The organism is Pseudoneobacillus rhizolycopersici, assembly GCF_054786815.1.
On the sequence record NZ_JBTOOE010000018.1, the window covers coordinates 41,934 to 66,003 of the forward strand.

25 protein-coding genes are annotated in these 24,070 nt (G+C 39.5%); 14 read left to right on the top strand and 11 right to left on the bottom strand.

Annotated features, from left to right (window positions below):
• Window positions 1–167 precede the first annotated feature (167 nt).
• The 7 genes from norA (at window position 168) to ACX9YW_RS16625 (ending at window position 6,964) form a co-directional block, all read left to right on the top strand.
• A complete protein-coding gene (gene norA, locus ACX9YW_RS16595; RefSeq protein WP_460348451.1) occupies window positions 168–1,355 on the top strand; it encodes a multidrug efflux MFS transporter NorA in 1,188 nt (395 codons plus the stop codon).
• Window positions 1,356–1,412: 57 nt separating this feature from the next.
• Window positions 1,413–1,682: an iron-sulfur cluster biosynthesis family protein gene (locus tag ACX9YW_RS16600; RefSeq protein WP_460348453.1), complete on the top strand. Its 270-nt coding sequence runs from the start codon at window positions 1,413–1,415 to the stop codon at window positions 1,680–1,682.
• Window positions 1,683–1,907: 225 nt separating this feature from the next.
• Complete coding sequence (locus tag ACX9YW_RS16605) at window positions 1,908–2,672, top strand: IclR family transcriptional regulator (RefSeq protein WP_460348454.1); 765 nt, start codon at window positions 1,908–1,910, stop codon at window positions 2,670–2,672.
• Between the two features lie 39 nt (window positions 2,673–2,711).
• Complete coding sequence (locus tag ACX9YW_RS16610; RefSeq protein WP_460348456.1) at window positions 2,712–3,599, top strand: acetaldehyde dehydrogenase (acetylating); 888 nt, start codon at window positions 2,712–2,714, stop codon at window positions 3,597–3,599.
• A 22-nt stretch (window positions 3,600–3,621) separates the two neighbouring features.
• Window positions 3,622–4,635, top strand: a complete 1,014-nt coding sequence (gene dmpG / locus ACX9YW_RS16615) for a 4-hydroxy-2-oxovalerate aldolase (protein ID WP_460348458.1) — start codon at window positions 3,622–3,624, stop codon at window positions 4,633–4,635.
• A 276-nt stretch (window positions 4,636–4,911) separates the two neighbouring features.
• Window positions 4,912–6,087 carry a GntP family permease gene (locus ACX9YW_RS16620; protein WP_460348566.1) on the top strand — a complete coding sequence of 392 codons (1,176 nt, stop codon included), beginning with the start codon at window positions 4,912–4,914 and terminating at the stop codon, window positions 6,085–6,087.
• A 169-nt stretch (window positions 6,088–6,256) separates the two neighbouring features.
• The gene (locus ACX9YW_RS16625; protein WP_460348460.1) at window positions 6,257–6,964 is read left to right on the top strand and encodes a DNA alkylation repair protein; all 708 of its coding nucleotides are present in this window, start codon (window positions 6,257–6,259) and stop codon (window positions 6,962–6,964) included.
• Window positions 6,965–7,100: 136 nt separating this feature from the next.
• Here ACX9YW_RS16625 and ymaG read toward each other — a convergent pair whose 3' ends face one another.
• On the bottom strand, window positions 7,101–7,436 hold the full coding sequence (gene ymaG / locus ACX9YW_RS16630; protein WP_460348461.1) for an inner spore coat protein YmaG: 336 nt from the start codon (window positions 7,434–7,436) through the stop codon (window positions 7,101–7,103).
• Between the two features lie 170 nt (window positions 7,437–7,606).
• Between ymaG and ACX9YW_RS16635 the strand changes: the two genes are divergently transcribed.
• The 3 genes from ACX9YW_RS16635 to ACX9YW_RS16645 all read left to right on the top strand — a co-directional run bounded on the left by ACX9YW_RS16635 (window position 7,607) and on the right by ACX9YW_RS16645 (window position 8,654).
• Entirely contained in the window at window positions 7,607–7,933 is a 327-nt protein-coding gene (locus ACX9YW_RS16635) for a hypothetical protein (protein ID WP_460348463.1), read from the top strand.
• A 141-nt stretch (window positions 7,934–8,074) separates the two neighbouring features.
• Window positions 8,075–8,512, top strand: a complete 438-nt coding sequence (locus ACX9YW_RS16640) for a hypothetical protein (protein ID WP_460348465.1) — start codon at window positions 8,075–8,077, stop codon at window positions 8,510–8,512.
• A complete protein-coding gene (locus tag ACX9YW_RS16645) occupies window positions 8,505–8,654 on the top strand; it encodes a hypothetical protein (RefSeq protein ID WP_460348467.1) in 150 nt (49 codons plus the stop codon). The genes ACX9YW_RS16640 and ACX9YW_RS16645 overlap by 8 nt, the downstream gene beginning before the upstream one ends.
• A gap of 4 nt (window positions 8,655–8,658) precedes the next feature.
• Here the strand turns inward: ACX9YW_RS16645 and ACX9YW_RS16650 are convergent, their stop codons facing one another.
• The 4 genes from ACX9YW_RS16650 to ACX9YW_RS16665 form a co-directional block, all read right to left on the bottom strand.
• Entirely contained in the window at window positions 8,659–9,147 is a 489-nt protein-coding gene (locus ACX9YW_RS16650; RefSeq protein WP_460348469.1) for a (2Fe-2S)-binding protein, read from the bottom strand.
• Window positions 9,147–9,983 carry an FAD binding domain-containing protein gene (locus tag ACX9YW_RS16655; RefSeq protein ID WP_460348471.1) on the bottom strand — a complete coding sequence of 279 codons (837 nt, stop codon included), beginning with the start codon at window positions 9,981–9,983 and terminating at the stop codon, window positions 9,147–9,149. Before ACX9YW_RS16655 ends, ACX9YW_RS16650 begins: the two co-directional genes overlap by 1 nt.
• Window positions 9,984–12,302 carry a xanthine dehydrogenase family protein molybdopterin-binding subunit gene (locus tag ACX9YW_RS16660; RefSeq protein ID WP_460348473.1) on the bottom strand — a complete coding sequence of 773 codons (2,319 nt, stop codon included), beginning with the start codon at window positions 12,300–12,302 and terminating at the stop codon, window positions 9,984–9,986.
• A gap of 261 nt (window positions 12,303–12,563) precedes the next feature.
• Window positions 12,564–12,953 (bottom strand): DUF1259 domain-containing protein, encoded by a 390-nt coding sequence (locus tag ACX9YW_RS16665; protein ID WP_460348475.1) that lies wholly within the window; start codon window positions 12,951–12,953, stop codon window positions 12,564–12,566.
• A 138-nt stretch (window positions 12,954–13,091) separates the two neighbouring features.
• Between ACX9YW_RS16665 and ACX9YW_RS16670 the strand changes: the two genes are divergently transcribed.
• On the top strand, window positions 13,092–13,814 hold the full coding sequence (locus tag ACX9YW_RS16670) for a hypothetical protein (protein ID WP_460348477.1): 723 nt from the start codon (window positions 13,092–13,094) through the stop codon (window positions 13,812–13,814).
• A 155-nt stretch (window positions 13,815–13,969) separates the two neighbouring features.
• Here the strand turns inward: ACX9YW_RS16670 and ACX9YW_RS16675 are convergent, their stop codons facing one another.
• The gene (locus ACX9YW_RS16675; RefSeq protein ID WP_460348479.1) at window positions 13,970–15,061 is read right to left on the bottom strand and encodes a serine hydrolase domain-containing protein; all 1,092 of its coding nucleotides are present in this window, start codon (window positions 15,059–15,061) and stop codon (window positions 13,970–13,972) included.
• A gap of 24 nt (window positions 15,062–15,085) precedes the next feature.
• Window positions 15,086–15,661: a TetR/AcrR family transcriptional regulator gene (locus ACX9YW_RS16680; RefSeq protein ID WP_460348481.1), complete on the bottom strand. Its 576-nt coding sequence runs from the start codon at window positions 15,659–15,661 to the stop codon at window positions 15,086–15,088.
• Window positions 15,662–15,858: 197 nt separating this feature from the next.
• On the opposite strand from ACX9YW_RS16680, the gene ACX9YW_RS16685 reads away from it, so the two are divergent.
• Together ACX9YW_RS16685 and ACX9YW_RS16690 are read left to right on the top strand one after the other, a co-directional pair.
• Window positions 15,859–18,528 carry an ABC transporter permease gene (locus ACX9YW_RS16685; protein WP_460348483.1) on the top strand — a complete coding sequence of 890 codons (2,670 nt, stop codon included), beginning with the start codon at window positions 15,859–15,861 and terminating at the stop codon, window positions 18,526–18,528.
• A 152-nt stretch (window positions 18,529–18,680) separates the two neighbouring features.
• Entirely contained in the window at window positions 18,681–19,505 is an 825-nt protein-coding gene (locus ACX9YW_RS16690) for an SAM-dependent methyltransferase (RefSeq protein WP_460348485.1), read from the top strand.
• Window positions 19,506–19,726: 221 nt separating this feature from the next.
• Here the strand turns inward: ACX9YW_RS16690 and uvsE are convergent, their stop codons facing one another.
• Window positions 19,727–20,692 (bottom strand): UV DNA damage repair endonuclease UvsE, encoded by a 966-nt coding sequence (gene uvsE, locus ACX9YW_RS16695; protein WP_460348487.1) that lies wholly within the window; start codon window positions 20,690–20,692, stop codon window positions 19,727–19,729.
• Between the two features lie 220 nt (window positions 20,693–20,912).
• On the opposite strand from uvsE, the gene ACX9YW_RS16700 reads away from it, so the two are divergent.
• A complete protein-coding gene (locus ACX9YW_RS16700; RefSeq protein WP_460348489.1) occupies window positions 20,913–21,539 on the top strand; it encodes a YitT family protein in 627 nt (208 codons plus the stop codon).
• Window positions 21,540–21,550: 11 nt separating this feature from the next.
• On the opposite strand, the gene cysC is transcribed toward ACX9YW_RS16700, so the two are convergent.
• From cysC to ACX9YW_RS16715, 3 genes are read right to left on the bottom strand one after another with little or no spacing between them, the layout of a single operon-like run.
• Window positions 21,551–22,150: an adenylyl-sulfate kinase gene (cysC, locus tag ACX9YW_RS16705; RefSeq protein ID WP_460348491.1), complete on the bottom strand. Its 600-nt coding sequence runs from the start codon at window positions 22,148–22,150 to the stop codon at window positions 21,551–21,553.
• A 12-nt stretch (window positions 22,151–22,162) separates the two neighbouring features.
• Window positions 22,163–23,311, bottom strand: a complete 1,149-nt coding sequence (gene sat / locus ACX9YW_RS16710) for a sulfate adenylyltransferase (protein ID WP_460348493.1) — start codon at window positions 23,309–23,311, stop codon at window positions 22,163–22,165.
• 21 nt (window positions 23,312–23,332) lie between these two features.
• Window positions 23,333–24,052, bottom strand: coding sequence for a phosphoadenylyl-sulfate reductase (locus tag ACX9YW_RS16715; RefSeq protein ID WP_460348495.1), 720 nt, complete (start codon window positions 24,050–24,052; stop codon window positions 23,333–23,335).
• Between the last annotated feature and the right edge of the window lie 18 nt (window positions 24,053–24,070).

Consider the following 24,070-nt stretch of genomic DNA (forward strand, 5'->3'; position numbering starts at 1 on the left):
TGTAGCTAGTTTTAGTTTCGTTTTCACTTTTTCATTTTCAAGCTTCGCAACTTCTCCTCATTTTTGTAAGCACCTTCCTTGACTCTATAGTGACTATATACCTTAAGATGTAATTGAACATACAGATTTTTTTGCGGGGATTTATTTTGTTAAGGAGAATGTAAAAAATGAAGTCCAATAAAGTTGCTTTAGGATTAGTATTAATGAATTTGTTCATAGCGTTTTTAGGAATTGGCCTCATCATTCCAGTCTTACCGACGTTAATGAATGAATTAGGAATAACCGGTACAACTGTCGGCTATTTAACAGCGGCGTTCGCCATTGCTCAATTGATTGTTTCGCCCATTGCAGGGAGAGCAGTAGATAAATTTGGTAGAAAAATGATGATTGTAATTGGCTTATTTATTTTCGGTATCTCTGAATTTTTATTCGGGATTGGAAAAGAAATCGATATGTTATTTTTTTCTAGAATTTTAGGCGGAATAAGTGCGGCATTTATTATGCCTGCGGTTACAGCATTTATTGTTGATATTACCAATATGGATACTCGACCTAAAGCACTTGGGTATATGTCAGCGGCTATAAGTACTGGATTTATAATTGGTCCCGGTATCGGTGGATTTTTGGCGGAATTTGGGACACGTGTGCCATTCTTCTTTGCAGGTGGACTTGGTACGATGGCTGCAGTTCTATCAGCTCTTTTATTATCCGAGCCGGAGCGTTCAGAAGAAAATAAAAAACAGGATTCTGAGGGTAAGAGAGGATTCAAATTGATTTTTGTGCCAAAATACTTTATCGCCTTTCTTTTAATTTTTATTGTCTCATTTGGTTTAGCAGCTTTCGAATCATTTTTTAGTCTGTTTGTTGATCACAAGTTTCAATTTCAACCATCCGATATCGCCATTATTATCACAGGTGGCGGAATTTTTGGGGCTGTGGCACAGGTTTTGCTATTTGATCGGCTTACTCGAGTCTGGGGTGAAATAAAATTGATTCGCTACAGCTTAATTTTATCAGCCTTACTTGTCTTTTTCATGACCGTTGTTCATTCCTATATGATGATTTTATTGGTTACCTTTCTGGTTTTTGTCGGATTCGATTTATTTCGACCTGCGGTTACTTCATATCTTTCTAATATCGCTGGGAATGAACAAGGTTTCGTTGGTGGAATGAACTCTATGTTTACTAGTTTGGCCAACATTAGTGGTCCCATTCTAGGGGGGATATTATTTGATATTGATATTAACTACCCATACTATTTTGCGACAGTAGTTCTAGTTTTTGGGATAGTTTTAACAATGTTGTGGGCGAAGCATGGGGCAGGTTCACTTTCTCCTGAGAAGAGAGCTGGCTAATATTTGATATAGAGTGTAGAGCGAATCTAATCATACAGCAAAAAAGGAGAAGTTATTATGTTTACGATTACGGAAGCAGCACATGAAGAATTGCAGAACAGATTAAAGACAACAGGCTTGCAACTGGTCCGGTTACAAATGAGGAAAAGTTGTTTTATGAAAATTAAAATAACCATTGAGGAATCGGTTCAAACAAACGATGTAGAGCTTGAAATCGATGGCTTTCACGTGATTATTGATAAGGGTGAGTGTCATTATTTTAGAAAAAAAATAGTAGATTTTCTACCTGATCATACTGGATTTAAGCAATTCGAGATTATTGGTTAATCCATCCAAGAATAGGATAAATCATTTACACGGCTGTTCTCCTAAATGAAGGAAACAGTTTTTTTTATTCTGTAAAAAAATTACTAATGTCAGAATAACAAAAAAAATATAGTTCGAATTCAAAGTATATTGACATAATAAAGAATGGGCATTAGTATTACATTATAAATTTTCAAATTTACGAACGTCGTTCGATAATGACGAACGAAAGGAAGAAGGATGATAATGGCCGAGCGATTCATTCAATCGATTGAAAGGGCTGCAGATGTTCTTGAATTATTTTTAGAAACTAATCCTGAACTAAGTGTTAAAGAGATCAGTCAGCATTTAAATTTATCGAAAAGTACAATTCATGGCATCCTGAAAACTTTAGAGCATAGAGGATTTCTTCAACAAAATCCCGATGATTTGAAGTATAAGCCTGGAATCAAGCTATTTGAACTGGGGAATTTTGTTGGGAAACATCTTGATATTAGAAAAATTGCCATGCCAGTCATTACTGAGCTTGTGGCGGAATTAAATGAAACCGTTCACTTAGTTATCTTACAGCGGGATGAACTGGTTTATGTTGAAAAGGTCGAAGGACCGAATGCCCTTTCGATTTACTCGCATATTGGCAAACGGGCACCATTTCATTGTACAGGAGTTGGAAAGTCTGTCCTTGCTTTCTTAAGTGAAAATGAGGTTCAACGAATTTTATCATCGGTGGTTTTGAAATCGTTTACAGAGTTTACGATGACAAATATGGATGAAATCAAGAAGCATTTAATCACAGTTCGTGAACAAGGATTTGCCATTGATGATGAGGAGATTGAACTCGGGCTAAAATGTGTAGCTGCTCCAATTTTTAATCATCAGAGAAATGTAATCGCTTCAATTAGCTGTGCTGCACCAAAAGTCAGACTGGATGAAGAAAAGTTACCAAACGTGATTACAGGGATCAAAAGGGCAGCCATAGAGATATCTAAAGACTTAGGTTATAAAGAATAAGCAATAGAGAAAGACATTTATTTTAGGAGGAGAATGATTTTGGCAAAAGTAAAAGTAGCTATTCTCGGCTCAGGTAATATTGGAACAGATTTAATGATTAAGCTGGGACGCTCAGAACTTTTAGAACTAACAGCTGTCATTGGAATTGATCCACAATCAGATGGGTTACGTCGTGCAAGAGAATTAGGATATGCAGGGGTTCATACGGGAATCGATGGTTTTCTGGCAGACCCTGAATTAGAGGCTGACATTGTATTTGATGCCACATCCGCCAAAGCGCATGTATATAATGCAAAGGTGTTAAAAGAGGCTGGCATTAAAGTGATCGATATGACTCCTGCTGCAGTAGGGCCACTCGTTTGTGCTGCAGTAAATCTTAATGACCATTTAGATAAGGATAATATCAACTTAATTACTTGTGGTGGACAAGCAACAATCCCTATGGTTCATGCTGTAAATCGCGTTTCACCAGTCGAATATGCAGAAATTGTTGCTACGATTGCAAGTAAGAGTGCTGGTCCTGGAACACGGGCTAACATTGATGAATTCACAGAAACTACTTCGCGGGCTATAGAGGTAGTTGGGGGTGCGAAAAAGGGAAAAGCGATTATGATTTTAAATCCTGCGGAACCTCCAATTATGATGCGTGATACCGTATATACGCTTGTGGAAGATGGAACGATGAATGAAGAGGCCATTCGGAAGTCGATTGACGAGATGGTTGAAGTCGTTCAATCCTATGTGCCAGGCTATCGTCTTCGTACAGAACCTATTTTTGAAGGAAATAAAGTAACGATTTTCCTAGAAGTTGAAGGGGCTGGTGATTACCTTCCGAAATATTCAGGAAATCTAGATATTATGACATCAGCTGGTGTGAAAATTGCTGAAGCGTTTGCCAAGAAAATTTTAACGAAAGAAACAGTTTAAGCTGTAGGGAGGGGTATATATTATGACAACTGCGAGAGATATCCTCATTACAGAGGTGGCATTGCGAGATGGAAGCCATGCCTTAAATCATCAGTACACAGTAGAGCAAGTATTACAAATTACGAAAGCTTTAAATGACGCTAATGTTCCTTTTATTGAAGTATCCCATGGAGATGGTTTGGCTGGGTCTTCCTTACAATATGGTCTTTCCCATACAAATGAAATGGAATTAATTGAAGCAGCTGTTTCGGTTGCGGATAAGTCAAAGATTGCTGTACTTCTTTTACCAGGTATCGGCACTTTACATGAATTAAAACAAGCAGCGAACCTTGGAGCCAAAATGGCTCGTATTGCTACCCATGTGACTGAGGCAGATGTGGCTCCTCAACATATTGCTTATGCAAAAGAACTAGGAATGGAAACAGTAGGATTTCTAATGATGAATCATATGGCTCCTGTTGATAAACTAGTTGAACAAGCAAAGTTAATGGAAAGCTATGGTGCTGATTCTGTATACGTTGTTGACTCTGCAGGTTATTTATTACCAAATCAAGTTCGTGAGCGGATTCGTGCGTTAAAACAATCTGTTGGTGTGAATATTGGTTTCCATGGTCATAACAATCTATCTCTAGCGATGGCCAATACCCTTGTCGCTATTGAAGAAGGTGCCACTCGGATTGATGGAAGTGTACGTTGTCTTGGAGCGGGTGCTGGTAATACACAAACGGAGGTACTCGTAGCGGTTTTAGAACGGATGGGAATCCAAACTGGAGTAGATTTATACAAGATGATGGATTTAGCGGAAGATATTATTGCACCGATTTTGCCAGTAGTGCAAGAAATCACAAAGGATAGCTTAACACTTGGTTATGCAGGTGTTTACTCAAGCTTTGCCTTACATGCAAAACGTGCTGCGGAAAAGTTTGGTGTGGACTCTCGTGATATTTTAATAGAATTAGGAAAACGGAAAGTGGTTGGCGGACAAGAAGACATGATCGTCGAAGTCGCTGCTGAAATTGCCAAAAACAAACATTAATCGTTTGGAAGAAAAGTCACTAACCTGATTACAAGGAGATAATTTATGGAATTACTTATTATTCTATTAGCACTTGGGATGTTAATGTTTATCGCATACCGAGGATTTTCAGTTATCATTTTTGCCCCTATTTGTGCCTTGTTTGCGGTATTTTTAACAAATCCAGATTGGGTCTTTCCATTTTTCTCGAACGTTTTTATGGGAAAAATGGTCGAATATATTAAACTATATTTTCCTATTTTCCTTTTAGGAGCTATTTTTGGGAAAGTAGTAGAAATGTCAGGTTTAGCTCGTTCGATTGCGACCACTCTCATACAATTAGTAGGACGCAAACGGGCGATGTTAGTTATTGTCTTACTATGTGCCATCCTTACTTATAGTGGTGTAAGTTTAGTAGTAGTAGCTTTTGCTGTCTATCCATTTGCAGCAAACCTATTCAGACAATCCAATATTCCGAAGCGGTTAATTCCGGGGACGATTGCGTTAGGCTCCTTTACATTTACAATGGATGCGCTACCGGGTTCTCCCCAAGTGCAAAACGTTATCCCGACAACCTTCTTTAAAACGAATCTTTATGCAGCTCCAACTCTTGGGATAATCGGAGCAATCTTCATCTTTATTTTAGGTATGTGGTATCTAGAATCACGTCGTAAAAAAGCAGAAAAAGCCGGAGAAGGTTACGATAGCTTTGGAACGATTAAAGAACAACAAGTTGAAATTGACTTCAACCAAACCGAAAGTGTCGGGCGCCGAATTTTTGCCTTCGTACCAGTTGTCCTTGTCGGTGTGTTGAATAAAGTATTTACGACATTAATTCCGAAATGGTACCCTAATGGTTTCGATTTTTCAGCTATTGGCTTAGATTTTCCAAGTATTGAAACAGCAAAAGTCGTTGGTATTTGGTCAGTAGAAATTGCCCTTATTGTCGGTATTATTACAACGATTATCTATAATCGTAAACCTGTTATTCTCAATTTTAAAACAGGCATGAATGTCGGAATTGCAGGTGCGCTATTAGCGATCATGAACTCCGCGACTGAATATGGTTTCGGTGCCGTTATTTCCAATTTACCTGGTTTCACAATTGCCAGAGATGGAATTTCCAAGGTGTTTGTGAATCCATTATTAAACGGAGCCGTAACGACAAATGTTCTATCGGCCATTTCGGGGTCCGCATCTGCCGGTATTGCGATTTCATTAGGGATTATGGCGGAGAAATATATCGAATTAGCGAATCAATTCGGTATTCCGCTCGAGGTTATGCACCGTGTCATTTCCATGGCTTCAGGTGGGATGGATACACTTCCGCATAACGGAGCTGTAATTACCCTACTTGCAATTACCGGTTTAACCCATAAACAATCTTATCGTGACATTTTTGCCATTACGATTATTAAAACGATCGCAGCCTTCTTTATCATTGCTGTGTACTTATTAACTGGTATTATTTAAAGTTCTAGGACTATCAATCGAGACATGTTAACGACAAAAAAAACGGCCATAAAGTTAACTTTAGGGCCGTTTTTTACTTTCCGCCTAGGGGCACTACACTTTTTCCCGCCAAATCAACATTCGGTTATAATGTAGGTAGAATCGATATTAAAAGAAAGAAGTGAAATTGATGGATTTTGAAACGGTTATGCAGGAATTGGAGGCACTGGGAAAGGAACGATTGAAAAAGACCTACATAGGTAATGGTGCACATGAACCCCTTTTTGGTGTGGCCACAGGTGCCATGAAGCCTCTTTCAAAGATTATTAAGAAAAACCAACCTTTAGCCGAACAGCTATATGCCACGGGTAATTACGATGCGATGTATTTCGCTGGAATCATTGCCGATCCAAATGCGATGACTGCGGCGGATTTTGAACGATGGATAGATGAAGCGTATTTTTACATGTTGTCGGATTATGTTGTTGCGGTAACTTTGTCTGAAACCGATATTGCCCAAGAGGTTGCCGATAAATGGATCGCAAGTGGGGAAGAACTTAAAATGTCTGCTGGCTGGAGTTGTTACTGCTGGCTTTTGGGGAATCGAAAGGACAGTGAATTTAGTCCAAGTAAGATTGCTAGTATGTTGGAGGAAGTGGAAAATACGATTCACGATTCCGCAGACCGCGCCAAGTCGGCGATGAATAATTTTATCTACACTGTTGCGATTTCCTTTTTACCATGCCACGAGATGGCAGTGGAAACCGCCAAAAAAGTCGGTCCTGTCGAGATTAAACGCGAAAAGAAAAAAAGTAGCATTCTTCTTGCCACCGAAAATATCGAAAAGGAAATCAATCGAGGGAAGCTCGGATTTAAACGGAAATATGTAAGGTGTTGATGAATTAAAGGTATCTTCCTATTAAAAAAGGTCAATGATCCCGACTTAGGGTTTTATTGACCTTTCAATCCACTATTTTAATGATAATTGGTCACCAGGCAAGGAGTGACCTTCTTTTTATTGGCAAAAGTGCAGACTAAATATACGGATAACCAAATCCATATCCATAAGGATAACCGAAGCCGTATCCATAATAAGGATATCCATATCCGTAGCCTCCGTATCCCCAAGGACCCGCGAGAGCGCTACCAAGTAGTAATCCTCCTGCCAACCCTCCTAAAAATGGAAATCCAAATCCGCCCCATCCCCATGGACGCCCCCAGCCAAATCTCCCGAAGCCGAATGGTCGACCAAATCCAAATCCACCAAATCCAAACGGTCGTCCAAATCCAAATCTGCCAATGATTCTGGTATCATTCGGATCCACCATCTGATTGCCTAGTAAATGTTGATTTTGTATCTCTAGGTTCATTTTATCCCTCCTCTGTTTTTCAAGAGCAGTATATGTGGGTAAATGAACTATTCTTGGGCAGTTGTCCTAGGAAAAAATAAATATTTAATTAGGTGAACGTCTATGCCTTTTGCTGGGTAGACACATAAACTGCTCTCGAAGTCATTACTTTTAAGAGGAGTGTAGAAAAGATGGAAAAAAAGCCCTTAGTTAGTCCGTATGTTGCCCCAGCTCCAGCGGTTGTTGCACCGCAAGTTTTTCCGAGTGCTCCTGTGGTTACACCGCAGTATGTTACACCGCAGTATGTTGCACCACAGTATGTTGCCCCACAGAGTTATTTAGGTTGTCCGCCTTTACCGATGCCAGCTTTTAATGAATGCTGTTTCCCAATAATGGAACCATGTTGTTTCCCGATGTTTAATCCATGTTGTCCACCACCGATGCCGATGCCATGTTGTCCACCACCGATGCCAATGTCATGTTGTTGGCCAATGCCTTCAATGCCATTTTGTTGCTAACGAATACAAATAGCCAGAATAATAAAGGGAGACCGGGCAAAATTGTCCGGTCTCTTTGGAATAAATTTTAACAGATAAAATGGTATTTATTCACACTCCTTCTTTTCCCGGAATAATATGGGCTTAGGGGAGTGATACTACATGCAAAATGATTGCCAAACTCAAGAGGAGCTTCGATTGATTGCTTCCCTGCAAAGAGATCTAAATATCGTTACAGCTGGATTATTGTTAACGGGGCAAATTACAATCATTGGTGTTTTTATAACGCCTCCAGAATTTAGCCTTTCCTTAAGCGGTCCTCTATTCGGTAGAGCTCGTTTAGAAGGGAAAAATAGGGTTGCAACAGGGTTGATTGATGTAATAGATATTATCATCGCTATTTTGTTAATTGTCGATAAAATTCGTGTAATTAGTTCTGTTCTTGGTCCAAGTAGGTTTTCCATTAATGTGAGCGGACCGATTTTTGGGGCGCCGCTCTACCAGCCGACATTGCCGTCTCTCAAAAGAAATTATCATTTTTATAGAAAAATAGTATCAAAGCACTTCGATTTTGCTCCGATGGTTTTTAAGTATGAATAAGGGAATGGTGTTCATGTTCTTAACCGATTTACCGACAATTAAACCTTCTGACTCACAGATTTTTCTTATGGCGTTAGCCATTGGCGTTTTTATTTTCTTCTTTACCGAACGAAAAGAAAGTGATACAACTCAGATGGGTTAACAGATTATTCAGATGTGCCGTCAAAATGACCTTCTAATACCGAATTTACCGCTTCTTCTATTTCTTGATAGCTAGTGCATCTACAAATATTAGAAGCTAACCATTCTTTTATCACTTCATAGGTAGGACGTGGATGTTTAAGAAGAAGTGAAGAAATATTCATGATAAATCCTGGCGTACAATAACCGCACTGAAAAGCAAAATGTTTAATAAATGCCTCTTGAATGGGGGAATCCTTCAGCCCTTCAATTGTTGTAATCTTTTTTCCCTCTGTCTCAATGGCGAGGAAAATGCATGATTTATAGACGGTATCATTGACCATCACTGAACAAGCGCCGCAATCCCCATTTAGACATCCGGGTTTTGCTCCTGTTAGTGCTAGTTGATTACGAAGAACGTATAGAAGAGTGTCGATTGGACGAATATCGACCTGTCGCTTTTCACCATTGACATCTAGCGTAACATTTATTTTTTTTGTAGGAGGATTGACCATTATTCTTTCCCCTCCAATTCGTTGATTATCTCTATCAATGTATTCCTTAGCACAAATAATCGGTACTCTTTTGAACCTTCCAAATCATCTAGTACAGGAGATGGGAGATGCTCTATGGCGTTTTCGATTCGTTTCTCTATTGGTAAAAATGTCTTATTCAATTCGGCCTCTACCTCCTGGGATCGGAAGGGGAAGGGGCAAAGCCCACTAAAGGCAAATCGCAACTGATTCTCTACTTTCATACTGGCTACAGTTAATAGAGGGTAACCGGTCTCCCATTGTTGACGAATTTTGAGGACGACAAATGGTAAAGTAAGATATTTTTTTTCTATGAATAGCTGAACCAAGAACTGCCCTTCTTCTAATTGGATTGTTTCATTAAAAATTTGCAGGATGGGAAATGTTTTTTGGCCATTATATCCGGCAATGACTGCTTTACTATCGCAAATCAGGAATGGTAGGATTGCTTCCCGATAGAATATTTTCCCAAGCAGATTGCCGCCGAGCGTGATTTTATTTCTTGCTGTATGATCAGCAATCCCTATGGATGTTTGAGTTAGTAAAGGGAAGGTATTTTTTTCTTCAATATAAGTAAGGGGAAGGTTCGCTCCAAAAATAAAATTCTCATGATGAAATTCGTGTGCAAGAGTTTCTTTAATCGCTTTGATATCGATAACTGCTCCTGGTTGGATAAGGTTGAGGCGGCCAAGTGTTAATATTTCCGTCCCTCCGCCATAATACATAGGATATTTATTTTCTTTAATTAATCTAGAAAATTGTTCCACAGCCTCTTCAATGGTCATCGGTTTATAGTATTCGATATTGGCAGCAAGCATCTATTTTTCACCCCGCTTGATTTTCCATAATAATTCAGGAATGAGGGGCAAATAGTTGATGTTGACGGATAATGCGGTCGAAAGGCTATTGGCTAGGGCAGCAGGCATCCCGATTAAACCATGCTCCCCAACTCCTCTTCCTCCATAAGGAGCGTCCAATTCTGGTGTTTCAATAAAAGCAACTTCGTACTTGGGATGTTCACCAAAACGAATTGGTCGGTATGTTCGTAATTGTGGGTTTAGAACCCTCCCGTGAGAGTCAAACCAAAACGATTCTCTGGCAGCGAATGATAGTCCCATACTCATCGCACCCTTTACTTGACCTACAGCTGTTTTTTCGTTTAACACCTTTCCAATATCAATGACCGCTATTGCTTTCAAAATCTTATACCTAAAGGTTTTTAAATCTAGTTCGATTTCTACACCCTCAGCTCCTACAGTCCACTCAGGGCCTGGTCTACCTGCCCCGGTTTCTTTGTCTAGATAAGTCATTCCTCTTATCACAAAGTGACCTCTCCCAATAATCTGACCCCCGATTGTATTGCCATTAGGAAAGGTATATCCATAAGCAATCTCTTTAATAGGAATACTCATTTTAGGCTCATCTCGTACATACACTTTTCCATAACCGACTTCTAAATCATCTTCCCGTGCCCTTAAAATGAATGATGCTATATTTTTTAATTGACTTATAATATCCTCTGCAGCTGCTAATACCGCTCTTCCAGCCATATAAGTTCCTCGACTAGCAACTGTTTTCCAATGTTCCGGCGTATTTAATGTATCGACTTCGAACTGTACATGGATATCATTAACATCCATCTTTAATTTTTCTGCTAAAATTTGTGCAAGTATTGTTTTTGTGGCTGTTCCGATTTCGATTACACCTGAAATAAGGTTAATACTTCCATCGGGATTAAAAATTAATACTACTGCAGAACTTGCATTGGGATCAATCGTGGAAGTCTTCCAAATGCAACTAATTCCTTTTGCACGTACACGATGATTTCCAAGATCCTTAATCGGCCCTTCTTGCCAATTTATTAATTCTTTTAATTTGCTAATGCATTTTGGCAGATTCCCAACGGTACTAGAATTTAACAGTACTTGGGTAGGGGTGGTGTGACCTGGCAAAATGGCATTCTTATTCCTTAATTCAAGTGGGTCAATATTTAATTTTTTCGCGAGAACATCCATGGCTCGTTCAAAGGCAAAATGAACCTCTGAATGGCTAAACCCTCTAAAGGGAGCAGCGTACGGATGGTTAGTGTACATGCATAAGGAATCACACCAAATATTCTCAATATGATAAGGACCTGTACAATCGACAGCTCCCGCACGACTTAAATCAATTGATTTATCTGAGTATGCACCGCCATCCCAAAGGTAAGTAAGTTCAGCAACCTTTAGAATTCCGTCTTTTGTACTTCCGAGCTTTACCTTCGCCTCTAACCCAATATGTACCGGCGAAGTCAGCATATCTTCTTCACGTGTATTGACGATTTTAACTAACCGACCGTTTACTTCCTTGGTGGCGATATACGCCAAAATCTCCAGCTGAGTCGATGCTTTGCCTCCATATGCTCCACCGACTAATGGCGTATTTACTCTAATTTGACCATTGGTAATGCCAAAATACTGACCAATCAATTTTTTTATCATAAATGGCGCTTGTGAGGAAGACGTGATTTCGATCATACCATTTGGATGGATTTGCGCAAATGAACTTCTAGTTTCCATTGCTGCATGGTCGGATGGTCGAAAGGCAAAATGTTCTTCTACCATGACTTCACTTTCAGTCCAACCTTTTTTCCAATCACCTTTTCGAATTTTTGTTCGAGTCGCAATATTGGTTCCGGGTTCGGGATAAACTTGTTGGATTTTCTTATACTTGTCTAGATTAGGGTGAAGAAGGGGGGCATCCGACCTTAGGGCTTCGGAAGGTGAATTAACAACAGGAAGTAATTCATATTGAACCATAACAGCTTGTGTGCCTTGCTCTGCTATATATGGAGTATCTGCTACCACAATCGCGACGACCTCTCCTTGAAACCGAACGCGTTCCGTTGCGATAGGTGGACGATCTCGTAGCTCCTCCCCTGTAAGAGGATATTTTTCACCGGTAATAACTGCCCGAACACCTGGGATTTTTTGCGCTGCGATTTTATCGACACTTTTTATGAGGGCGTGTGCATAAGGGCTTGTGACTAATCGTGCATGCAGCATTTCGGTGAACTGAAAATCAGCTGTATATTTGGCACGACCGGTGACTTTTTCATGGGAATCTTTTCGGGGAATTCCTTTCCCGATAATATGCATAGGTACTTAATCCTCCTTTCTAAGGTTAGTGAAAATATAGGAAACATGATAATGGTATCCTTAGTTAATTGATTAATCGTTTAATTTTATGAGTCTATGACGAAAAAAATGCAGGTAGTTTAGGATAAGAGGAGGATGCTCAACTTTTATTTTTACATCTGTATTATGTAATAACAGGTGATGCGACCGCTTCTTAAATGTATGTATAAACGCCCGGATAGGTTAATGAAAAAAAGGAAACCCGTGTGGAGGGTTCCCTAATTATTTTAGAACTCTTAGAGCTTCTGCAATTTTTTGGGCAAAAACTAATGGAGGTTCCACCGATTGGAAGTGAATATATAGAATGTTTGGTTCTGCAAACAACCAGTGATTATGAATGGCACCAATATGAATACCATGTCTAACTAAAATTTTTGTAAATGGTAGAATCTCTTCAGCAAGAATAACACTCTCGCCCCGATTAAGTGTATTACCATAGGAATCCATTGCTTCGAACATGATTTCCGAACCAAGCTCACCGCGAATCGGTCTCCCTTGAATGGTAACATTTAGATGACGATCTAGTTCAACCGAACAAACTCCAGACTTTACTTTTGGTTTACCGTTTAGAATTTCAGCAAATTGATAACAAATGGATTGAAAGTTTTGCATAATAAGCATCCTCTTTTTTTAATACAAAATATGGCTATTTTAGGCAGTATGTGCCTTATTTTTTTATTTTTGTAAATGTGGTATTATATAAGAATAATACCTTCACAAACTAGGAAATTCATATTAGGAGGGCCAAAGATGAGATACGATATACAAGATATAAAAGTGAGCAAAAAAATGAAAATCGTCTTTTCATTTTTAGCGATTTTAGGGCTAGCCTATAGCATTTATGTTTTCACTCATGTTGCAGAAGTTAGCGGGGTTGTGACAGAACAACAGGTGGTTGTAAATAAAGAGACGAATGAAGCAAAAGTTATTTTTAAAGTAAATAATAAAGACTTTGTTTATAAAGATAAGGTAACGGATCTAATCGAAAATGAGTCTTTTACCGAATATAAGTTGGCAAGTGTGAATTTTAATATCGGTGATACTATTAAGGTACATTACAAAGATGCTTATAACGATCAAAAGCCAACCTACACAAGTGGAGAGATGCAATTTAAAATCACGGCTAAGTCTGAAGTACCTTTTGATCTGATTGAAGAACAGGCGATGGACTTAGTGGAGGAATATATCTTTTTAAGTTTGGAAAAGGATATAAATAATTTGGAAAAATTAATTCACCCAGACACAGATAAGGATATTTCTTATTCAGGGACCCCTGAAAATTTAGATAGTAATGATATTGAACTAAATCTCATTAACCCGAAGTTTAAACTAATGGAAGATACTTATGAATTATCTGTTAGGGAAAACCTTTCTACAACTGAAGAGATAATCCAAAAAAATCGAAGTGTGTTTACTTTTAAATTTGACGGTGAAGAATTAAAGATATTATCGGTCGAAACAGAGCAGGTATAATAAATGGAATAAATTGACAGATAACTAAAAAGCGGTCACCAAGGTCATGTCTTGGTGACCGTTTTTGGTTAATAGGAAATTGTGGGTGCAAAGATCGAGTGTTGTCTCCCGATTTGACACCATAGATCCAAAATGAATCGAGCTAGATCTATGCTTTACGAAACAACCGCAGCTTTTTTTGTAGCCTTTAAGAGCTTATCAGCAATTTGTAGCATTAATCGAATTCCCTTTTGACCATACCCGAATTGATTTAGAGTTCCGATGATATAAGCATCGGTAGCAGGATGGTAAAACATAAACGAACCAGTGGATCCAGCATTTCCCCAAGAGTTAAATTTGGCAGGCATTAAGACCGGAACCGTTTTGATGTTCATTAAACCATAGCCATAATCAATTCCTAAAAAGAACTTACCCCAGTCTCCCTTCATCGTCTCAATTGTTTCTTTCTGTAGTACTCGACCATTGACTAATGCTTTCATAAATTTTAATAAGTCAGCAGTAGTTGATACAACACCACCACCCGCGTACAAGATACTCAAACTCTGGTTATTTGTAATATCTGTATCACGCATATATAACTTTGCCACTTCATATGGGCTGTGTTCTATTGGTTTAGTCCGTGAGAAATGCGAGTGTTTCATATCCAGTGGTTCAAAGATATTTTTTCTAAGAACTTCATGTAAAGGTAGCCCTGTCATTTTCTCAATAATAAACCCTAATAAATGGTATCCCGTATCAGAATAATGAAATCCTTCTCCTGGAGGGAAATGGTTTTTCATATTCTCCTTTGCCCACTCAATCACTGTCCTAGGAGTCCATGTCCGATTTGGCTCATCAACGAGGAGATCAGGCATTGCTTTTCCCTTTAACGGCTTATCTTCGACGAAATCATTTAACCCTGAAGTGTTATTTAATAAATGTTTGATTTTAATCTCGTTTGAATAATCCTTCTCTTTGAAAATATGGAGGTTTTTTAGTAAATCTTCATCTAAAAAACGAGAAATTTTATCCTCATATGAACAGTAGCCTTGCTCAACCAGTTGTCCAAATAGAACCGAAGTAAACAGTTTACTTATACTGGCGATGTAAAAAGGCTGTTCGGCATGAATGGATTCTTCCCCGGTAGAAATACAGACATCAATACCGTGCTTCTCTGAATGGACTCGTAATAATGCATTGTGAATCTTTGCATCTTTTTCCACTTTTGTTTTAAAAAATTGTTCAATTTCCATTTGTACCTTTGTCATTTCCTCATCTCCCTTATTATCCCTTTATTCTTTTTCGTTTTGCCGTAAACGAGCTGAAGATATTACATCTTGGCCCGCGCTTTCTAACACCTTAATGATGGTTTCTTCATCAAAATGCTCCGGTAGCATGCCATTTACATCCATGATGGAAAGCCCAAGTTGAAAAACTTGCATTTTAAACAAAATTTCTCCCAGTTCCTCGTTAGTAAAGCCGCTAAGTGTGGATGATTGTTTCATCTGATCCATAATGTTCGTGCGCGAAGGATTCACCTTTTTTAAGTAGCGGCTACTGTTAAAAATAAGGTCTTTAAACAGGACGCTGTACTCCCTAGCAAATTTAATACCCGAAATGCCAATATTTAGAAATTGATTTGTACTGTATTGTGTCATTAACATTTGTTGGGCAATATCGTGGACCTTTGCTAAAACTTCCTGTTTCAACTCCTCAACTTCAGTAAAATTCACATAAATAGGGGCAATCGAGCTTCCCAATTTATCCGCTACCTTTCTGACGGTAATACTGTCTAACCCTTCAGTCTTTGCAATCTCAAATGCTGTATTAATAATGGCTTCCTTGGTGAACTTTGTCTTTGGTGGCATGAGTATGACTCCTAATAGTTATTGGATAACATATGTTATATATCGTATGTTATATTACATTTTCTAATATGTAAATAGATTTTCCTTAAAGAGTAAAAATTTTCCTAATACCGAATGGAATTTTTATATTGAATATTTTGAATAATTTTTCCATTTGTATGCGTCTTATTAATAGGAATAAGGAGAGGGGGAAGTTTGTGTTACGATTCATTTTGCAAAACTGGCTGAGAAATAAGAAACGAGTGCTACCGATGCTAATCGGGGCAATTATCATTAGTTCTGGATTAGGATACATATCTGGGGTGCAAGAAACGAGCCGGGGTACGATTGAATATCTTTTACAAAAGAAATGGAAGTCCTCTTATGATATTGTTGTACGGCCACCAGATTCAAGAAGTATCACGGAAGATTATCAGCTACTGGAACCGAACTATTTAAGTGGGATTTCAGGAGGAATCAGCCTTGAACAGCTCAATAAAATTAAAAATATCAAGGATGTAGCGATTGCTGCCCCCATTGCCGTAATCGGAAATACATCAGCTATTGTCACTTTCGATACAATTGATCGGAGAACCATGGAGCCGGGGGTTTATAGGATTACCTTTAAGACAATGTCTGATAACGGATTTCGCGAGGAAGAACGGGATTCTTTTACCGGTTACTTTACTTCGAAAGAATGGACCCCGGCTAAGGGGGATGTACCGGAAGCATATTTTCCATACGGATTAGTCGGTTGGCCAGGGTTTTTATTTTCTCAGACCAATCAGTTAATCGTCGGAGTTGATCCCGTTGAGGAATCGAAGCTGGTTGGTCTTGATCAGTCGATTGTCAAAATGGGTTTTAGCCGCTACTTTAGAGATGAAGACGGAGTGACGGAAAGTAAAGGGGTACATAGCAGCGGCAAACCTTTTAGCATGTCTCATATTCCGCTGCTGGTCAGTAAGGAACCTTTTGTGAAAGAAACCTATGATTTTACGATTGAGAGATTGGATCTGCCTTTTTCCGATCAAGAGACTGCCAAGAAAACGATGGATACGGTTTTAGAAAAAGGTGGTGAAAAATATTTAAAGACAATTGAAACCAAGCCATTTAAACATTACAGCTATGATTCAGAGCTAGGGCATCGAATTTTTCTTGGTAAACTGACAGGGATTGATCCTGTGACACAAGAGACGTTTAACCATCCAAAATACGATGCAGACTTTTCTTGGATGATCTCAACAAAGGCTTCACCTTTAGTATATAAAGAAATTCAAAGTCCATTTAAAGAAAAATGGCAATATGCTTTTGAAGTTCAGCCTCAGAAAATCTACAAAGGTGAAAACGAAAAGTACGCTTACCGTGCATTAGACTATTATGCGGAAGACTGGTTAGACGCTCCAAAGATGGAGCCTTATTATATCGGCGTCTATGATCCTTCGAAACTGGCTTTAACGATGGATCCGTTAACCGATGTCCCGATGGAAACATACCGCCCGGCCACTGCTAGTCTTGTGTTAGATAAGGACGGGAACCCGGTAAATCCTCCAACTACGATTCAAAATGAAGGCTCAGCCTATAGTCTTCTAACAAGTCCACCTGTATTATTGACGACGATTGAAGCGGCCGAGAATATTATGGGGGATAGGCCAATTAGTGCGATTCGGGTCAAGGTGGCTGGGGTAGAAAACTTCAGTGAGTCTAGTCAAGCAACCCTTGAAAAAGTCGCCAATGAGATTGAAACGCAAACAGGACTCATCACTGACATTACTTTAGGTTCTTCCCCACAAGCCACTCTCAGTTACGTTCCCGCAGCGGGTAAGAAGGAGGCAATGGGGTGGATAGAGCAGCCCTGGGTCCATCTTGGCGCATCGTTCGGGATTTACAAGGAATCCAAAATGGGGTCTAGTGCCTTAATGTTTATCATCATGCTCGTAGCAATTATCTATGTTATCTCAACGAATATTGTTTCCTTTTTAGCTCGAAAGAAGGAATTGGCCTTGCTGCTAGCCATTGGCTGGAGGAGTAGTAATCTCGTCAAAATGGTTTTTTACGAAGCTTTCATTCTCGGGTTATTTGTCGCTCTATCCTCCTTGGCGATGAGCTTTGTTGCCTATTATCAAAGTGATGATAATGTGCCATTGTCCGTGATGAAATTTTCGCTCATCGGACTGATTGGCTTTGTGATTTATGTAGTGGGGGCCATCATTCCGGCCATTATTGTTAGACGAATTCAACCGAAAGAAGCGATGAGTTCAGGTGAAGTCTCGCTGAATTCACGCCGATTAACAAAGGTGTATGGAATTGTCTCGATGGCAATTGGCCATTTTTTCGGAAAGTGGAAGAGAAATGCCTTATCCGTTATGGCTATTCTGTTGCCGACAGCCCTACTAATGTTTTTCATTTTCATTTCGTTCCGGTTAAAAGGGGTGCTTTATACCACTTGGTTAGGAGAATTTGTCGCCATGGAGATTGGCGTTTCCTATTATATTATCCTGGGTGTCTGCCTGTTGATTGCGATTTTAACAACGTATGAAATTATGTGGCAAAACGTCTCGGAAAGGAGTGCTGAGCTTTCCGTCTTAAAAGCGTTGGGATGGAGCAATAAATCCGTCCAATCGCTCGTTCTCCTGGAAGGGTTGATTACAGGTGTTTTAGCAGGCTTATTTGGTTATCTTGCCGCATTGGGCCTGATTAGTTTAATTTATCAGCAACTGCCCTTTAAGGAAATTTGGATACTAGTAGTGGTTGTGGTACCAGTGATTGTCGGATTAGTAGGTGCGTTAATTCCAGCCCGTATCGCAGTAAAAATTAGTCCGGTCCAAGGGATGAATCAATCGATTGCCACACATAAAGAGTCAAAGATTAGTAGAAACGTTTCGCTTTGAGAAAATCGGTGACAGGCACTGTAATGGGTGGTGCCTGTCACTTTTTTTGTGATTTTGTGTAGATAATCGGTGATTTTTGACTTGAAATCAAAAGGTGAATGGCAACAAGTTGTCGAAATGTATATAAATGAATTATACGAGGAGTTGGATGGATGGCATCAGTTGAGTTGAACGATAAAACAATGGCGTTTTTATCTAAATACAAGTTATTTGAAAATGATGAAATTCAGCAGGTTCAGTTGCAGCACCGATTTGATTTAGTGGAAGCATTCGGGCTGAGAAAAGGAATGAGGATATTGGAAATTGGCTGTGGCCAGGGGGATACAACCGTTGCTTTAGCAGATGCAGTGGGAGAAAGCGGAAAAGTTGTCGCCATTGATATTGCTAACCGGGATTATGGTGCACCGTTGACGTTAGGAGAGGCAACAGATCGGATAAAGGCGTCTGCTTTGGGAGATCGGATTACCTTCCATTTTGAAACCGATTTTGCAACTTTTGAATTTGACGAAGTTTTTGATGTTGTTGTGTTATCTCATAGTTCCTGGTATTTCAAGCACCCTGAAGATTTGCTTGGTTATTTTATTAAATTGCGAGGAAGGGCAAAGAGTATATGTTTTGCTGAATGGGATTTGGATTTTACAGACATAAACCAACGGGCTCATTTTTGTGCCGTTTCTATTTTGGCCTTACACTCCAACTTCGTTGATAGTGGCGGGAATGTCCAAAACTTGTTTCATAAAAGGCAAATTCAGGAGTTGCTTGAAAAGGCAGATTTTCAAATTGAAAAACAAATGATAATCAATGCTACTTATTTACCGGATGGTAGGTGGGAAAAAAATTATGCGAATAATATTCGTGAAGAATTCACAAATGTTCCCCGAATGATTCAAACATTGGTCACTAGCTATTACGAACTGATGAATGAAGCAAATGTAAATGAAAAATCTTTAAATAGCTTTTTGCTTTGCGCAAATTAATTATTTTTTGTGAAACAAACCGGACATAGAATCCGTTATTTGGTTAAAAACTGCCTTATATTAAGTTTTGGAGGACACTGGTTCCGTTATTTGCTCAGTTCGGGTCTAAAATCCCCCTATTTCGATCAAATAACGGATCGTGTGTCCGCCAGCACCTTGAAAATGGCCATTTTAGGCAAAATAGCGGAACTGATGTCCTCATAGGCCAGATCCAAAGCCATCTATTTCAATTCAAAGGTAGAACCATCAATAACCCTAACATCCTTCCGTTCCTTGATTTCCTCCATTAGCTGAAATAGGGCCTCATCTTTTCTCTTTGCCTCAATCATGCAGTCAATTTGCGGCACGCTTCCTTTAATTGCATTGAGGAATTTGAAAAACATCTCAACCTCGATAAAGTCTGAATGATGCCTAAACTCTTTAGTGCTTTTTGGACTGGAAATATGCATTTTTATCGGGAGTGGCGACTGGCTCCAGGTATGCACCACTCTCTCCCAATGGACTTCCCAATTGTCATTTTGATGATGGGCAAGATGGTGATGATAATCAAACACGAGTGGGATGTCTAGTTTTTCACATAAATAAAGCGTGTCTTCCACTGTAAAAGAAGTGTCGTCATTTTCTAACATAATCATCTTTTGGATGGAGGATGGAACATTCATCCAACTTTCGATAAATTGTTCAAGTGAGCTTTCGGTATCGTTATATTTGCCGCCAACATGCATTACACATCGATGTGTCGGATTAATTCCCATTGTCTTTAATAAACGATAGTGTAATTTTAAAGTATTGATTGAGTTCTTCAAAATATGTGCTTGCGACGAATTAATCAAGACAAAGTGATCGGGATGGAAATCGACTCTGATTTGGTGTTTCCTAATGAAGTCCCCAATTTCCCGCAGTTGCGGCTTAAGCGGTTTGTGATATTCCCAATCAAGAAGTTCATCATGATTGGCCAAAGGAATAAGCCTAGAGGTCAGCCGATAAAAACGAATCTCTGAAGCTACGCTATGTTTTAAAATTCGTAGGGTATTATGTAAGTTTGTTTGCGCAATTTTTTCCAATTTTCGAATGGCCGATTCCCGGTTGGCGATTTTCTGAAATTGGGCAAATGTCATCGTTTTGGATGGGGAAGCGTTTTGGAGTTCCATACTCATGGCAACAAAACCAAGGCGAACAATCGTCATCTAATCCAACCCTTTTTTAACGTTAGGATAAACGCCAAACCTTGACATTATTCAAATACGGGAATCAAACCAAAATAAAAACCCTATGCTTGTCATTTTTTCATTCCCCATCAAATCATATTCCCCCGCATCCGTACATAAAATGGACAAGGGAGCGGTGATGTAGGGGGGAATGTGTGTTGGCGCTAGAAAATTTGCACTTAAAGGATCAGTCAGGTTGATGAAAAAGCGGTTTCTTTTAACCTATGCGAGTTTATTAATCGGGGCTCTGTTGCAGGGCTTGGCGATGAGCTTGTTTTTGTTTCCGCATGCCATTCCCTCAGGTGGGGCTGCAGGGATTGCGCTCCTGATAAATCACTGGTTTGAATTCCCACTCGGTTTCTCCCTTTGGCTTGCTAATGTTGTATTTTTAGTCTTTGCGCTTAAATACTTTGGTTATACATGGACTATTAAGACAGTCCTTGCGGTTGCGACGACATCGCTTACGGTTAGCTTTTTTACCTCATCCATCATGATTCCGCATTCACATATCTTAATTGATATTTTGGCTGGAAGTATCATTTTTGGGATTGGAGTGGGGCTCTTGATAAGGGCGGGGGCTTCAAGCGGTGGGATGGTCATACCTGCCCTAATGATTGCTACTTATAAAAGGTGGAGTCCTGGGAAAGTGATGATGGGAATTAACTTTTGTATCTTCCTGTTAACTTCACTTGTGATTGATTATAAAATTGTCATCTACGCGATTATTTGTCAGTTAATCTCAACCAATATTATCGATTTCATTTATGTAGTAAATTTTCGAAGAGTTTATTATAACCTCTTGACGCCACAGTCGCGAAAACGTTAAGAAGACCCTTATCAAAGGATCTTCTTTTCTTTTAAATAGGCTAAGATTTCCGTAACCGCATTTTCGACAGTTGTTTTATGGGTTTCGATAACGATCTCTGGTCGAATTGGTTTTTCGTATGGGGAACTGATTCCAGTAAAGTCAGCGATTTCCCCTTTACGTGCTTTTTTATAGAGACCTTTTGGGTCGCGAACCTCGCAAACGTCAATCGGGCATTTTACATAAATTTCAATAAATTCGTCTGCGGCAAACAAATTTCGAACTAACTCTCGGTCCTCGCGAAAGGGCGAAATAAATGCAGTTGAGATGATTTGACCGCTGTCGACAAAGAGTTTTGCGACTTCACCGATACGGCGAATATTTTCTTTTCGGTCCTCGGGGCGGAAACTTAAGTCCTTATTTAAACCGTGTCGGATATTGTCTCCGTCCAGTACATAGCTACGGCACCTATTCGAAAATAGCGTAAAGTCAACTGCATTGGCCAATGTCGATTTCCCTGAGCCGGATAAGCCGGTAAACCAGAGGACACAGCCTTTATGGCCACTTGCAACAAATCGGTGTTCCTTTGTTACAGTAGTCTGATGCCAGGTCAGGTTATTACTTTTTTCCATTTTTTACACCCCTTAGTTATTGGAGTATACTTCTTTCATACCTTCTATTAAAATCTCCACCACTTCCGGACGGCTGAATTCCTTTGGTGGCTGTTCGCCATTTTTTAACATCCCACGAACCTTGGTGCCTGATAGAATCACATGGTGCTCCTGATCATGTGGGCAAGTTTTTTCAGAGGCCATGTTTTCACACTTACGACAATAGAAACTGTGCTCGAAAAAAAGCGGCTTAATGCCAAGTTCTGATTCGGTAAAGTTGCTGAAGATTTTTTGTGCATCATAGGTGCCATAATAATTTCCTACGCCGGCATGGTCTCGGCCAACAATAAAATGGGTGCAACCGAAGTTCTTTCGCACCAATGCATGAAAAATGGCTTCCCGTGGTCCCGCATAGCGCATGGCAGCAGGGAATACCGATAGAAATACTCGGTCTTTGGGGTAATAATTTTCCAGTAATACTTGATAGCTTTTCATCCGAATTTCGCTTGGAATATCGTCGGACTTTGTTTCGCCAACTAATGGATTTAAAAATAGACCATCAACGGTTTCTAGTGCCGTTTTTTGAATATATTCATGGGCGCGATGAACAGGATTTCGAGTTTGAAATCCTACCACTGTGCTCCAACCTAACTCCTTAAATTTTCTTCTTGTTTGTAGAGGATCCAAATAGTACGAATCGAATTTATGCTTCTTTGGCTTTTTCACTAAGGTTATCGGTCCGGCGACATAGTGTCTCGGACGTTCGAACAGTTTGTTGACGCCTGGGTGGTTTAGGTCTGTGGTTTTAAATACATGTAATGATTCGATGTTTTTATCAGGTGTATAAATTTCGCGGATTTCCATGATGCCATAAACAGTCCCTTGCAGAATCAGATTGACTGTTTCTCCAATTCTTAATTGCTTTGCATTTTTATCATCAACGGCCAAAGTAATGGGTAATGACCAAGGGAGGCCGTTTGTTAGACGCATGTTTTTGACGACAGAATCGTAATCTGCTTTTGTCATAAAGCCCTCGAGTGGACTATAGGCTCCGTTTGCAATCAGCTCCAAGTCACTTAAGGCCATCTTGTCGAGTTCGATATGATTTAGTAAAAAATTGATGGGATGATTGAGTTTAATTCGATTGATTATTTTCCCACCATGTGGAACACTTTCACTCATTATATTTTCACTCCAAGCTTATTAATTTTCCGAAAGGTGGAGACCGCATTCAGATTTCGTATGACCTGCCCAGCGACCAGCCCGTTGATCGTCTTCACTAGAAACTGGGAGTGTACACGGAGCACAGCCAATACTTGGATAAAGTTGATCATGTAGTGGATTATAGGGTAGTTGATTTAAATGGATATATGTCATGATGTCTTCCCAAGTCCAATGAATCAGCGGACAAATTTTTATTTTTTGAAATTTAGCATCGCGGTTAATGTATTGAACCTGGCTTCTGCTTGGTGATTGCTCACGGCGTAGACCGGAAATCCACGCGGTTACAGCATTTAACGTTTCCTTAAGCGGAACAACCTTGCGCATATGGCAGCATAGATTCGGATTGTGTTTCCATAATTCCTCCCCATACCATTTCGCCTGCTCTTCTATGGAGGATTTCGGTTTTACCAACTCTATATGCAAGTTTGGATAACGCTCCTTCACTTTTTCGATTAATTCATAGGTTTCGGGAAAATGTAGGCCTGTATCAAGAAAGACTATTCTTGCATTCTTTTTAACCTTATGGATTAAGTCAATTAATACGATTCCCTCTGCGCCAAAGCTACAGGCATAAACAATCTCGTCATCAGCATATTCACGATAAGCCCATTTTAATATATCCAAATAGTCAGGGGAACGTTTCAAGAGCGCTTGAACCGATTGATCATCCCAATTTTGGTAGGTTAAAATTTGATCCATTTCTAAACCTCCTTCTCC